Origin of the sequence: Streptomyces sp. NBC_00016, assembly GCF_045040885.1 — a bacterium.
GTDB lineage: Bacteria > Actinomycetota > Actinomycetes > Streptomycetales > Streptomycetaceae > Streptomyces > Streptomyces coriariae.
Map to the genome: position 1 here is coordinate 7664753 of NZ_CP108304.1, position 12652 is coordinate 7677404.

General features: G+C 72.0%; 14 protein-coding genes. 4 read left to right on the top strand and 10 right to left on the bottom strand.

What is annotated here, in order from left to right:
* Positions 1–115 precede the first annotated feature (115 nt).
* Positions 116–577, top strand: a complete 462-nt coding sequence (locus OG933_RS33895; protein ID WP_362528323.1) for a GNAT family N-acetyltransferase — start codon at positions 116–118, stop codon at positions 575–577.
* 12 nt (positions 578–589) lie between these two features.
* Here OG933_RS33895 and OG933_RS33900 read toward each other — a convergent pair whose 3' ends face one another.
* Complete coding sequence (locus tag OG933_RS33900; RefSeq protein ID WP_020128204.1) at positions 590–724, bottom strand: hypothetical protein; 135 nt, start codon at positions 722–724, stop codon at positions 590–592.
* A gap of 140 nt (positions 725–864) precedes the next feature.
* Between OG933_RS33900 and OG933_RS33905 the strand changes: the two genes are divergently transcribed.
* Positions 865–1479 (top strand): class I SAM-dependent methyltransferase, encoded by a 615-nt coding sequence (locus OG933_RS33905; RefSeq protein WP_405630652.1) that lies wholly within the window; start codon positions 865–867, stop codon positions 1477–1479.
* A gap of 82 nt (positions 1480–1561) precedes the next feature.
* Here OG933_RS33905 and OG933_RS33910 read toward each other — a convergent pair whose 3' ends face one another.
* Both OG933_RS33910 and OG933_RS33915 read right to left on the bottom strand, forming a co-directional pair.
* Positions 1562–2065 (bottom strand): DUF402 domain-containing protein, encoded by a 504-nt coding sequence (locus OG933_RS33910; RefSeq protein ID WP_020128206.1) that lies wholly within the window; start codon positions 2063–2065, stop codon positions 1562–1564.
* On the bottom strand, positions 2046–2972 hold the full coding sequence (locus OG933_RS33915) for a GNAT family N-acetyltransferase (RefSeq protein ID WP_405630655.1): 927 nt from the start codon (positions 2970–2972) through the stop codon (positions 2046–2048). The genes OG933_RS33910 and OG933_RS33915 overlap by 20 nt, the downstream gene beginning before the upstream one ends.
* A 95-nt stretch (positions 2973–3067) precedes the next feature.
* Here OG933_RS33915 and OG933_RS33920 point away from each other — a divergent pair, with 95 nt between their 5' ends.
* Positions 3068–3436 carry a GntR family transcriptional regulator gene (locus tag OG933_RS33920; protein ID WP_020128208.1) on the top strand — a complete coding sequence of 123 codons (369 nt, stop codon included), beginning with the start codon at positions 3068–3070 and terminating at the stop codon, positions 3434–3436.
* A 10-nt stretch (positions 3437–3446) separates the two neighbouring features.
* On the opposite strand, the gene OG933_RS33925 is transcribed toward OG933_RS33920, so the two are convergent.
* The 6 genes from OG933_RS33925 to OG933_RS33950 form a co-directional block, all read right to left on the bottom strand.
* Positions 3447–4226: a DUF72 domain-containing protein gene (locus tag OG933_RS33925; protein ID WP_362528334.1), complete on the bottom strand. Its 780-nt coding sequence runs from the start codon at positions 4224–4226 to the stop codon at positions 3447–3449.
* Positions 4227–4242: 16 nt separating this feature from the next.
* Entirely contained in the window at positions 4243–5337 is a 1095-nt protein-coding gene (locus tag OG933_RS33930) for a DUF5925 domain-containing protein (protein ID WP_362528337.1), read from the bottom strand.
* A 144-nt stretch (positions 5338–5481) separates the two neighbouring features.
* A complete protein-coding gene (locus OG933_RS33935) occupies positions 5482–6267 on the bottom strand; it encodes a polysaccharide deacetylase family protein (protein ID WP_362528340.1) in 786 nt (261 codons plus the stop codon).
* Entirely contained in the window at positions 6264–7262 is a 999-nt protein-coding gene (locus tag OG933_RS33940) for a glycosyltransferase family 2 protein (protein ID WP_405630659.1), read from the bottom strand. The genes OG933_RS33935 and OG933_RS33940 overlap by 4 nt, the downstream gene beginning before the upstream one ends.
* Positions 7259–8089, bottom strand: coding sequence for a glycosyltransferase family 2 protein (locus OG933_RS33945; RefSeq protein ID WP_327182206.1), 831 nt, complete (start codon positions 8087–8089; stop codon positions 7259–7261). Before OG933_RS33945 ends, OG933_RS33940 begins: the two co-directional genes overlap by 4 nt.
* 501 nt (positions 8090–8590) lie before the next feature.
* Positions 8591–9799: a S8 family peptidase gene (locus tag OG933_RS33950; RefSeq protein ID WP_020128214.1), complete on the bottom strand. Its 1209-nt coding sequence runs from the start codon at positions 9797–9799 to the stop codon at positions 8591–8593.
* A gap of 312 nt (positions 9800–10111) precedes the next feature.
* Between OG933_RS33950 and OG933_RS33955 the strand changes: the two genes are divergently transcribed.
* Positions 10112–10918, top strand: coding sequence for an SGNH/GDSL hydrolase family protein (locus OG933_RS33955; RefSeq protein WP_362528345.1), 807 nt, complete (start codon positions 10112–10114; stop codon positions 10916–10918).
* A 64-nt stretch (positions 10919–10982) separates the two neighbouring features.
* On the opposite strand, the gene OG933_RS33960 is transcribed toward OG933_RS33955, so the two are convergent.
* On the bottom strand, positions 10983–12608 hold the full coding sequence (locus OG933_RS33960; RefSeq protein WP_405630662.1) for a serine/threonine-protein kinase: 1626 nt from the start codon (positions 12606–12608) through the stop codon (positions 10983–10985).
* Positions 12609–12652: the final 44 nt, after the last annotated feature.

A 12652-nucleotide genomic window follows, 5' to 3' on the forward strand; every position in this document is an offset into this window, starting at 1 on the left:
ATGTGTGCCGGAACCAAGAAACCGCGAATTCGCCTGCTCGGGGCGGTCCGTGGCGATCTTTAGGGTCGCCTTAAGGAAGCGCTGAGACTGGGATCAGGTAGGTAGCGTTCACGGCATGACGAGCGAGGAGATCCGGCCCGCCACGGCGGCCGACGTGCCGGCCGTGAAGGCCGTGACGGACGCGGCGTACACGCCCTACATCGAGCGCATCGGGCAGGTGCCGCAGCCCATGGAGGCGGACCACGCGGCCGACGTGGCCGCGGGGAAGGTGTTCGTGACCGGCGACCCGCTCGGTGGCGGGGTGGTCGGCCTCGTGGTGGTCGAGGCGTTCGCCGACCACCTGTTCCTCGACAGCATCGCCGTCCGTCCCGACGCCCACGGCAAGGGCGTCGGGCGGCGGCTGCTGCACTTCGTGGACGCACACGCGCGTGCGCTGGGGCTGCCCGAGGTCAGGCTCTACACCAACGCGATGATGTGGGAGAACCAGGAGATCTACCCGAAGTACGGCTACACGCTCGTGGAGCGGCGCGTGGACGGGCCGTACGACCGCGTCCACTACCGCAAGCGGCTGGGCTGAAGGCGGCGTCGCTCAGCCGTCCGGCCACCAGGTGCGTGCGATGTCCTTGCGCACCTCGGGGCGCCCGGCGGGCCGTTCGTCGACCTCGTCACGGATCCGGCGGGAATCCGTCTTCTTCAGGGGCTTCTGCACGGTCGTACGGCGCATGGCTGCCTCCTTCAGGAGCTACCGGGTTCCGCGTTCGCACGGAGGTAGACCCTTTGGGGGAGAGTTCCTCATCGGCCCCCCTTCTGTCAGTGGCGGCTGTCACGATTCGATTGTCAGTGGTGGGTGTCACTCTTGGGCACATGAGGAAAAAGAGTGACGAAGCGACCGCGCCGGGTGTCGACTGGGACGCGGAGGCGGCCGCCTTCGACGAGGAGCCGGACCACGGCCTGCGCGACCCGACGGTGCGTGCCGCCTGGGCCCGGCGGCTGCGCGCCTGGCTGCCGGAGCGCGGCTGCGACCTCCTCGATCTCGGCTGCGGCACGGGCAGTCTGTCGCTCCTCGCGGCCGAGCAGGGACACCGGGTGACGGGGGTCGATCTCTCCCCGTCCATGATCGACCTGGCCCGCGCCAAACTCGCCGGGCGTGACGCCGTGTTCCTCCGAGGTGACGCGGCGGCGCCGCCGGTCGGTGAGCAGCGCTTCGACACCCTGCTGGTACGGCATGTGCTGTGGACCCTGCCCGACCCCGCCCGGGTCCTGCGGCACTGGCGCGGCCTGGTGCGACCCGGCGGGCGGCTCGTGCTGGTCGAGGGCGTATGGGGGACCGTCGCCCCGGTCGGCATACCGGCGGACCGGCTCACCGCCCTGCTGGCCCCGCTGACCGAGCACGCGCGCGTCGAACGGCTGTCGCAGGACGCGGGGCTGTGGGGCGGGGCCGTGACGGACGAGCGGTACGCCGTGGTGGCGACGGTGTGAGAGGGCGGCGCGGCGCTGTGCGGCGGTGCCGTGCGGCGGCGCTGCGACACGCGGCGCCGCACGGCGTCGGGCCGACGGCCCCCTACTCCAGCAGCGACTCCAGGCCGCCCTCGGCGGTGGCCAGCACCTCCAACTCGTCGAGGGCCGTCACCGCGGCGGCCGCGGCCGCCGGGTCCCGCTCCGTCAGCCCGCTCTCCTCGAACTCGTCCTCGTCCAGTCGCCGTACGTCCGTCCCGTCGGCGGAGCGCCACAGGTCCAGGTCGAGGTCCTCGACGACCAGTTCGCCGCCGGACAGCGTGGCCGGGCGGGTGATGTCGCAGTACCAGCCCTTCAGGGCGCCCGTCGCGTCGCGGACCTCCTTCACCGCGTACCAGCGGTCCCGCCAGTAGTACTCGGTGAAGACGTCACCCGCCTCGAAGCGGACGAAGCCGAAGTCGCGTACGGCGTTCCCGGCCCAGGGGGCGCGCACGGCGATCCGGGTGCCGTCGTCGGACAGCAGCTCGGCCGCGTACCGGATCTTCGTCCGGCCGCCCTTGACGAGGACGACGTCCACCGGACCCGTCGACTCAGCCGAGTTCCCGGACATGCCGCACCTCCGTCGCGCAGATCTCGTACCCGAACCACTTGTTGATCGCGAGCATCGGCCCGTTGTCCGCGTCGTTGCCCGTGTACGCCCGCGAGTACCCCGCGGCGCGGGCCCGGTGCAGCGAGTCGTTCTTGACGAGCTTGGCCAGGCCCCGGCCGCGGTGGTCGCGGGCGGTGCCGGTCATGCCCGTGGTGTACAGGCCGTCGTGGGTGTGCGCCACGCTGAAGGCGACGGGGCGGCCGTCGGCCACGGCGACCGAGGTCAGCTCCCGGTCCAGATGCGGATGCTTCCAGTGCTCGTCGACCCAGGCCGCGTAGTCCGTGAACTCGGTGGCGATGTCGCCGGGTTCGTCCGAACCCGCCTCCGCGTCCAGGGCGAACAGCGGATGCGGGTCGTCGGCGAAGTCGGCGGCCGTGCGCAGCTCGACGCCGGGCGGGGGGTCCTGGAGCGGCGGCAGCGCGGTGCCGGCCAGGTCCAGGCGGAGGAAGTGCGCGGAGCGGCTCGACCGGTAGCCGTGTCGTGCGGCGAAGGCGCGGTCGGCCGGCTCGTCCAGGACCCAGGCGAACAGTTTCGTCGCCCCGTGGGCCGCCAGATGCTCCTCGGCGGCGCGGACCAGCAGGGTGCCCGCGCCGCGCCCGGTGCGCGCGGGGTCCACGTACACGTTGAGGGACCCCTGGCCGGGCTCCGGGCTGTCCTGGGCGAGGCCCAGCTGGGCCGTGCCGATGATGTCGCCGTCCTCCACGGCGACCAGCTTGCGGGCATGGGCGTCGGGACGGGACAGCGAGAGGCCGTGCAGTACGGAGGCCGGGCTGAAGAACACATAGGGCAGGGCGCGGTGCCGGACCCGGATGAAGCCCTCGATGTCGGCGGGCGTCTCGGGGCGCAGGTCGCGCACGATGACGGTCATGTGAGCGCACGCTACGGTCGGGCGGCGCCCGTCTGCCTCCCATTTTCGGCTCCGCCCGCACTCCCGTTCCCCGGCGGGTGCGGGACAATCGGCCCGTGACCTTGAAGATCCACATCGATGAGAGCGCCGCGCCCTACGAACAGGTGCGGGCGCAGATCGCCGAGCAGGCGCGGTCGGGAGCGCTGCCGGTCGGGTACCGGCTGCCGACGGTGCGGGGGCTGGCCGAGTCGCTCGGCCTCGCCGCGAACACCGTCGCCAAGGCGTACCGGGCGCTGGAGGGGGACGGGGTGATCGAGACCCGGGGACGCAACGGCACGTTCGTCGCCGCGTCCGGACCGGCGGCGGAGCGGGAGGCGGCGGGTGCCGCGCAGGCCTACGCCGAGCGGGTGCTGCGGCTGGGACTCACCGAGGAACAGGCGTCGGCCGCCGTGCGGGACGCCCTGCGGGCGGCCTACGAGCGGTGATCAGCGGTGATCAGCGGTGTGCGGCCGGCGTGCCCGGCGTGCGGGTCACGCTCAGCCCCGCCCGCCGCGCCGTCCGCCCGAACAGTGCCGCGTTCTCCACCGCCGCGCCGCCGGGGTCGTTGTTGAAGTAGGCGTGGACGTCGTTCCCGTCCTCGACCGCCCAGGTCGTCGCGATGCGGTCCAGCCAGGTCTCCAGGGCCCGGCGGCCGTAGTGCGGCCAGGGGTGGGCGCGGCCCTGGTGGAAGCGGACGTACCCCCAGTCGGCGGTGCGCCACAGCGGGGTGACCGGGCGGGAGCCGACGTCCGCCCAGCACAGGGCCGCGCCCCGGGCCCGCAGGACCTCCCGCACGCCGGGCGTCCACCACGACTCGTGCCGTGGCTCCACCGCGACGCGCGTACCCGACGGGAAGCAGGACAGACAGGCGTCCAGGAGCCCGGTGTCGGCCCGCAGGGTCGGCGGCAGCTGGAGCAGCACCGGTCCGAGACGGTCGCCGAGGCCGGCCGCGTGGGTCATCAGGCGCCGTACCGGCTCCTCGGGGTCCTTCAGCCGCTTGATGTGGGTCAGATAGCGGCTCGCCTTCACCGCGACCACGAAGTCCGGCGGGACGCGCTCGGCCCAGGACGCGAACGTCTCCCGCGACGGCAGCCGGTAGAAGGCGTTGTTGATCTCGACGGTGGCGAAGTGCCCGGTGTACTCCTCCAGCCACCGCCGTACGGGCACGCCGGCCGGGTACAGGACGCCCTTCCAGTCCTGGTACTGCCAGCCGGACGTGCCGACGTACAGCGTCATGCCTCCATCAGAACACCTACAGGTACAGTCCCGCGTCCGACCGCCCCCGGGGTTCCGGCAGCGAGGTCGGGGAGGTGCCCCGGCGCAGGGCGTACAGCTCGGCCAGCGTCGCGCCCTCGCGGCCGACCCCCTCCTCCGTACCGAGCCAGTCCACGGCCTCCCGGCGGGTCAGCCCACCGACCTCGATGCGGGCCAGACAGCGGCCGGGACGGACGACGGCGGGGTGCAGGCGCTCCAGGTCCTCGTTGGTCGTGACCCCGACCAGGACGTTGCGGCCCTGGCCGAGCAGGCCGTCGGTGAGGTTCAGCAGCCGGGACAGGGCCTGGCCCGCGGTGTGCTTGGCCTCGCCGCGGATCAGTTCGTCGCAGTCCTCCAGGAGGAGCAGCCGCCAGCGGCCCTTGCCGGCGGCGTCCTCCTCGCCGATCGCGATGTCCATCAGATAGCCGACGTCGGAGAAGAGCCGCTCGGGGTCCAGGACGCAGTCGACCTGGCACCACTCCCGCCAGGAGCGGGCCAGCGTGCGCAGCGCCGAGGTCTTGCCGGTGCCGGGCGGGCCGTGCAGCAGGAGCAGCCGGCCGGCGATGTCCTGCGGGGTCGTCCCCATCAGGTGGTCCATCGCCTCGGCGACGGGCGCCGTGTAGTTGGGGCGCACCTCGTCCCAGGTGCCCGCGGAGATCTGCCGGGTGGTGCGGTGCGGTCCGCGCCGCGGCGAGACGTACCAGAAGCCCATGGTCACGTTCTCCGGCTGAGGCTCGGGTTCGTCCGCCGCACCGTCGGTGGCCTGGTCGAGCACCTGCGCGGCCAGTTCGGCGGTGGTCGCGGTGACCGTGACGTCGGCCCCGCGGTTCCAGCGGGAGACCAGCAGGGTCCAGCCGTCGCCCTCGGCCAGGGTGGCGCTGCGGTCCTCGTCCCGGGCGACCCGCAGCACGCGGGCGTGCGGCGGCAGCAGGGTCGCGCCGGAGCGCACGCGGTCGATGTTCACCGCGTGCGAGTACGGCTGCTCGCCCGTCGCGAAGCGGCCGAGGAACAGCGCGTCGACGACATCGGACGGGGAGTCGGAGTCGTCGACGTTGAGCCGGATCGGCAGTGCGTCGTGCGGGGGTACGGACATGCCGCCATGATCCGGCACAAGAGCGTCGTCCGCACCCGGTTTCCGCAGTGCGCGAGGTGCGCCCGGTGTGTCGGGCGGGCCGGATGCCGGGAACCGGTCCCGCCGGGTGTGCGCGGCCCCGACGGGATCGGCCGGGGCCACCCCTCAGCCCGGTCGCCGGAGCCGGCGGGTCCGCCGCACCACGGCGTACCCCTTGGTGAGCGCCCGGTCCCTCGCGAACGTCCGGCCGATGGCCCGGCCGTCGACCAGCCGTTCGAACTCCTCGGCGTCCGTGGTGCGCCGTACCGTCACCCGCCGCAGGGCGTACGGCCCCTGGGCGCGGTGGGCGAGGGAGTTGCCCACCGCGAGCGCCTGGGCGAACCCGTGTCCGCGTACCGCCGTGCGCACCCGGCGGCTGGAGTAGCCGTACGGGTAGGCGAACGACACGGGCGGGGCGCCCAGCTCACCGGCGACGATGTCCCGGCAGCGGGTCAGCTCGGCGCGCAGCCGGGCGTCGTCGAGCTGGTCGAGCTGCGGATGGGTGTGGCTGTGGCCGCCGATCTCGACGCCGCCGTCCGCCAGTGCGCGCACCTGTCGCCAGTCCAGCATGGTGTCCAGGCCGCCCCCGGTGTCGTGGGCGCCCCGGACCCAGCCGGTGGTGACGAACAGGGTGGCCGGGAAGCCGTGCTCGGCCAGTGCCGGGAGGGCGTGCCGGTGCACGCCCTCGTAGCCGTCGTCGAAGGTGATCAGGACCGGGCGGCCCGGCAGCGGCCGGCCGGACCGCCAACGGGCCGCCAGATCGGCGGTGGTGAGCGGGGTCAGACCCCGCTCCGCGAGCACCGCCATCTGTTCGGCGAACGCCTCGGGCGTGACCGAGAGGGTGCGGGTGGCGGCGTTCGGGTCGGCGGCCACCGCGTGGTACATGAGGATCGGTACGCCCGCCCCCGTCATGCGGCCCGCTCCACCTGGTCCACCGGGATCGGCACCACGGTGAACGTCGTTCCCGCCCGCCGCGCCCGCACGCTGCCGACGAGGTACCCGCCGGCCGCCGTCAGCACCCCGGCGACGATCGCGGCCGCCCGCCGGGCCCCGCCGGGCCGGGCCAGCAACTGGTCGCGCAGTCCGCGGACCACACCGGCCGGCAACACCCGGGTGGCGTACCGGCGTTCGGACTCCAGCCCCTTGTCGACGCCGACGCTGCGCGCGACGAGCGCCTTGGACAGGCCCTCGGCGTAGGTGCGCGTGCGGAAGTACCCGAAGTGCTCGCGCGCCTCGGGCACCTTGTGGTGGATCACCGCGCGGTCGTCCATCAGCAGGATCGCATCGGGTCTCGCGCGGCTGAGCCGGATGCACAGATCCGTCTCCTCGCCGCCCATCGGCCGTTTGCTGCCGTCGCGTCCGATGCCGGTGGCGAAGCCGCCCACGAAGTCGAACGCGGTACGCCGGAAGGAGGCGTTCCCGCCGAGGATGTTGCGCACCCGGACCCGGCCGGGCGGCAGGCCCCGGTAGGAGCAGCCCACCACCCAGTCGAACTCCTCGGGGAACCAGTCGGGCCGCCGGCCGGAGGACCAGACGGGCACCGCCCGGCCGCCCACGGCCAGGACCCGGGGATCGGAGTACGGGTCGGCGAACCGGCGCAGCCAGTCCCGCTCGGCGACGGCGTCGTCGTCGAGGAAGGCGACGACCTCGCCCCGGGAGACGGCGATTCCGGTGTTGCGGCCGGCCGACAGACCGCGCGGGCCCGCGTTGGGCAGCACCCGCACCCCGCCGGTCTCCTTGTACTCGCTCCTCAGCCGGTCCAGGAGCGTCGGGTTGTGGTCGACGACGACCAGGGTCTCCAGGGCCGGGTGGGTCTGCGCCCGCACCGAGGCGACCGCCGCGAGGATGTCCTCCCAGCGGTCCTCGGTGTACACACAGATGACGACCGAGACGTCGATCGTGCTCAAGACGCCTCTCCCCGGCCCGAGTCGAGCATCGGCGAGCGGCGGACCAGCCGGCGCAGCGCCCGCCGGTTGGACCGCTCCTTGAGGATCACCCGCAGCACGCGCAGACCGTCGCGGACGGCGCGCAGATTGCTGACGCCGTGGATGCGCAGGTACTCGTGGCTGGGGATCTCCTGCACCTTCAGCCCGGCCTTGACGACCCGGATGTTCATCAGGGTCTCGACCTCGAAGCCGGTGCAGTCCAGTTCGATCTTGTCCAGGCAGTGCCGCCAGAACGCGTTGTAGCCGTAGCACAGGTCGGTGTAGCGGGCGCCGAACTTGCGGTTGACGATGGCGCACAGGACCCCGTTGCCGAGCCGGCGGATGAAGGTCATGTCGTCGGTGCCGCCGCCGTTGGCGAAGCGGGAGCCCTTGGCGAAGTCGGCGCCGGAGACGAGGGCGGAGACGTACGACACGATCTCGTTGCCGTCGGCCGAGCCGTCCGCGTCGACCATCACGATGATGTCACCGCTGCACGCCTCGAAGCCGGTGATCAGGGCGTCGCCCTTGCCGCGGCCCTGTTGTCCGACGACCTTGACGCCCGGCCACAGACCCCGCGCGACCTGCACGGTGTCGTCGGTGGAGTTGCCGTCGACCAGGACCACCTCGTGGATCCAGTCCGGCAGGGTCTTGAACACGTACGGAAGGTTCTCGGCCTCGTTCATCGCGGGGATGACCACGCTCACCGGTGGCGCGATGGCCAGGTGAGAGGAGATGGGCCGGTACTTGCCGACGGTCGACGGGCTTTCGAGATCCTGGCCCGGTGTCGCCGGTTGCAGAACGGAACTCATGCGTCTGGTCCCTCTCGTCCGGTGGGCCGCCCGCCCCTGGGCGGCCCGGAATCCACGTCCGGTTCGAAAGGGGGGTTTCTCACCCACGGCGGAGTGATCTCCGCGCAGACACGGGTGAGCTGGCAGAACTGACCGGCCACCGTCGAAGGACGGCAGCCGACATCGCGCGGCACGGCCCGGTCACCAGTGCGGTCACCGAGCACGGCACCCCCCTACCGCGCTCCCGCCCCGATACCGCCGCGGTCCCTGAGCCCTCCCCTGGAGCCGTTGCCGACGGTCCGATGCGAGTGAGATGTATGACGGTATTGATGATTACGCCCGGATGGCAAGCCCTTGGCGGCTCACTTACCTTTTTGTTCGTTTGACCGTTACAGAATGATGCGTCCCCTCGAAAGGAACCGGCACAGGAACGGTCACGGGAGCGAACAAAAGTGTTCCCCGGGGGCCGCGGAGGCCTCCGGGGAACGGTGGTTCAGATCAGTGCCGCACGTACCGCAGGGGTCACGGGACGATCTTGAGGAGCTTGTTCGGTGAGCCGGTGCCCGGGCTGGTGACCACGTTCGAGGTCGCGCCGTTCACCAGGGCCGTGGCCACCTGGGCCGGGGTGGCCGAGGTGTGGCCCGCCAGGTAGACCGCGGCCGCGCCCGCGACGTGCGGGGTCGCCATCGACGTACCGGAGATGGTGTTCGTGGCGGTGTCGCTGGTGTACCAGCCGGCGGTGATGGAGGAGCCGGGGGCGAAGATGTCCAGCACCGAGCCGTAGTTGGAGTAGCTGGCCCTGGCGTCGGTGCTGGTGGTGGCGCCGACGGTGATGGCCTGGGTGACACGGGCCGGCGAGTACGAGGAGGCGTTGGCGCTGCTGTTGCCCGCCGCCACCGCGTAGGTGACACCGCTGGCGATGGAGTTGCGCACCGCGGTGTCCAGCGTGGTGGACGCGCCGCCGCCGAGCGAGAGGTTGGCGACCGAGGGGCCCGAGTGGTTGTTCGTGACCCAGTCGATGCCCGCGATGACGCCCGCCGTGGTGCCGGAACCGGCGTTGTCGAGCACCCGCACCGCCACGATCTTCGCCTTCTTGGCGACGCCGTAGGTGGAGCCCGCGATCGTCGTGGCCACGTGGGTGCCGTGACCGTTGCCGTCGGAGGCGGTGGTGTCGCCGTCGACGGCGTCGTAGCCGTAGGAGGCCCGGCCGCTGATCTGGGAGTGGGTGATGCGGACGCCGGTGTCGATGACGTACGCGGTGACGCCGCTGCCGGCGGTGTCCGGGTAGGTGTACGTGCCGGACAGCGGGAGCGAGGTCTGGTCGACGCGGTCCAGGCCCCAGGGGGCGCTCGACTGCGTCGTGTCGCTCACCCGGACGGTCTGGTTCTGCTCGACGGTGGCGACCGCCGGGTCCGCGGCGAGTCTCCTCGCCTCGGTGGCGGAGAGGGTGGCGGTGTAGCCGTTCAGCGCGGAGCCGAACGTCTTCCCGACGGTGCCGCCGTAGCCCTTGACGAGGTTCTTGCCGGTGGCCGAGGACGCCTTGAAGCCCGCCTGCGACTTCAGGGTGACGATGTAGCTGTCCTTGACGGCGGTGGGGGAGCCGGCCGCGAGGACCTTGCCCTCGGCCGGTGCGGCCTGGGCGGGGAGGGCGGTGAGCCCGCCGACGAGGGCGGCGGCCGCCACGGTGGCGGCGGCGGTGATGCGGGCCTTGTTGCTACGCAGTTGTGCCATTACGAGGGAGTCCTCCTCTAGGCAGCCCGCGCCTGGGGCGGGCGCACGGCTGTGGGGGAGTGCGCGCGGTCGCGCACACGGCCTCGAACGTCGCGTTCCGTTCGCGGCTGAGGTAAAGCTTCAGCCGTCTACGTGCGTAGAACAAGGGAGTTGAGGGGCTGTCAACAACCTTGACATGACCACGCAACATCAGCCCCACAAAGGGGTGTGAACGATCCCGTTAGGTGCCAGAAAGTCTTGGCATGGACACTTCCCGTCAACACGCGTAGTTGCTACGAACGTTGTGGCAGAGATCCTGCTAAGGGAGGTTCCATGAGACGTTCCCGACTTGTCGTATTCGTGAGCTCACTCCTCCTCGCCCTCGGCACCGCCCTCACCGGGGCGGCCTCGGCGCAGGGCGCCCAACTCGCCGCCACAGGTGGCTATGTGGCGCTGGGGGACTCCTACTCCTCCGGTGTCGGCGCGGGCAGCTACATCAGCTCCAGCGGCAACTGCAAGCGCAGCACCAAGGCGTATCCGTACCTCTGGAACGCCGCCCACGCCCCCTCGTCGTTCACCTTCGCGGCTTGTTCCGGCGCGCGAACGGATGAAGTTCTGGCGAGTCAGCTCGGCGGCCTGAACTCCTCGACCGGCCTGGTCTCCATCACCGCCGGCGGCAACGACGCGGGCTTCGCCGACGTCATGACGACCTGCGTCACCGGCTCCGACAGCACCTGTCTGTCCCGCATCAACACGGCCAGGGCCTACGTCGACTCGACGCTGCCCGGCAAGCTCGACACCGTCTACTCCTCGATCCGCGCCAAGGCACCCAACGCGCGCGTCGTCGTCATCGGCTACCCCCGCTTCTACAAGCTCGGCACGGTCTGCCTGGGCCTGTCCGAGACCAAGCGCTCCGCCATCAACAACGCGGCCGACTACCTGGACGCCGCGACCGCCAGACGCGCCGCGGCCCACGGCTTCGTCTTCGGCGACGTCCGCACCCCGTTCGCCGGCCACGAGATCTGCTCCGGCAGCTCCTGGCTGCACAGCCTCAACTGGCTGAACATCGGTGAGTCGTACCACCCGACCGCGTCCGGCCAGTCGGGTGGCTACCTGCCGGTCCTGAACAGCGCCGCCTGATCCGTCGGCTCCTCAGCTCCTCAGTTCCTCAGCTCCATCAGTTCCATCAGTTCCATCAGTTCCGTCACTCCGAGGCAGAAGGTGAGGGGGAGGCCCCGTCCGTCGGGGTCTCCGTCTCGCAGGTGACCGAGAACGGCACCGAGTTGGACGTCGTCTTCACCGGATCACGGACCTCGACGGCGATCGAGTTCTGATACGTCCCGCTCTCGGCGTACGTCGACACGATCACCTGGTCCTGCTTGGACTTCCCACCGCCGGACGCGAAGTCCAGCGTCTTCCAGGTCTGCCCGGAGAGCTCACCGTCCTTCGTCACCCAGCGGTAGGACACCGTCGCGGGCAGCCGCCCCACGGTGATCGTCGCGGTGAAGGCGGGCGCGTCCCCGTCCGGCGGCGGACAGCTGCCCGAGTAGTCCGTGTGCGCGCCGGCGACGGTGACCGAGACGGTCTGCGCCGGGGCCTCGGAACTCTCGCTCTCGCTCGGACTCGGGCTCGGCGACTCGCTGGCCTCCTCGCTCTTCTCCGGCTGCGTCGCAGGCGAACTCACCACATCCGTCGCGCTGTTGGTGACCCCGCCACCGTCGGCGTCGCCGCCGCCGTCGTCGCGGTTCAGCAGCCCGTACGTCAGCCCGGCGACGGCCAGCGCCAGCACCACCACACCGGTCACGAGGACCACACCGGCACGCCGGCTCCGGTGCGGCTGCGCCGAGTCGGCCGTCGTCGCCGGGGCGGCCGACCAGGACCGGGGCGGGGTCGGGGACGGCGGCTCCTGCCGGAACGGCTCGGCCGGGGTCGAGACCGTCGGCGGATACGGCGCGAACGGCGCCGGTGGCGTCGAACGGAGCGTGTCGCCGCCGCGAGGGGTACCGCCCGCCGCGACGAGCCGCAGGTCCTGCTCGGCCCGGTCGGCCGGCAGCCGCTCGGCCGGGTCCTTGCGCAGCAGGCCCTCGATCACGGGGGCGAGCGGCCCGGCCCGGTGCGGCGGCGGCAGCTCCTCGTCGACGATCGCGCGCAGGGTGCTCAGCGGAGTGTCGTGGCGGAAGGGCGAGTTGCCCTCCACCGCCGCGTACAGCAGCACGCCCAGCGACCACAGGTCCGACTCGGGCCCCGGGGTGCGCCCCAGCGCCCGCTCCGGCGCGAGGAACTCGGGTGAGCCGATGACCTCGCCGGTCATCGTCAGCGCGGAGGTGCCCTCGACGGTCGCGATACCGAAGTCGGTGAGCACGACCCGGCCGTCGTTCGACATCAGCACGTTCGCCGGCTTCACGTCCCGGTGCAGCACTCCGGCGTCGTGCGCGGCCCGCAGCGCGGACAGCACCTCGGCCCCGATGTGCGCGGCCCGGGCCGGTTCGAGCGGCCCTTCGGCGTCCAGCAGCTCGGCGAGGGAGATCCCGCGCACGATCTCCATGACGATCCACGGCCGCCCGTCCTGCGTGGCCACGTCGTACACCGTGACGACGTTCCGGTTCGCGACCCGGGCCGCGGCCCAGGCCTCGCGCTCCAGCCGTGCGTACATCCGCTCGACGTCCGAGGCCGCCAGTCCGTGCGGTGCACGCACCTCCTTGACGGCGACCTCGCGGTGCAGCACTTCGTCACGGGCCCGCCACACCGTGCCCATGCCGCCCTCGCCCAGCGGGGTCAGCAGGCGGTAGCGGCCCGCGATCAGACGTTCACTGCCCGGTTCTTCGGACACCGCGCCCCCATTTCGCTCTTCGTATCCGGGCGAAAACCTCCGCA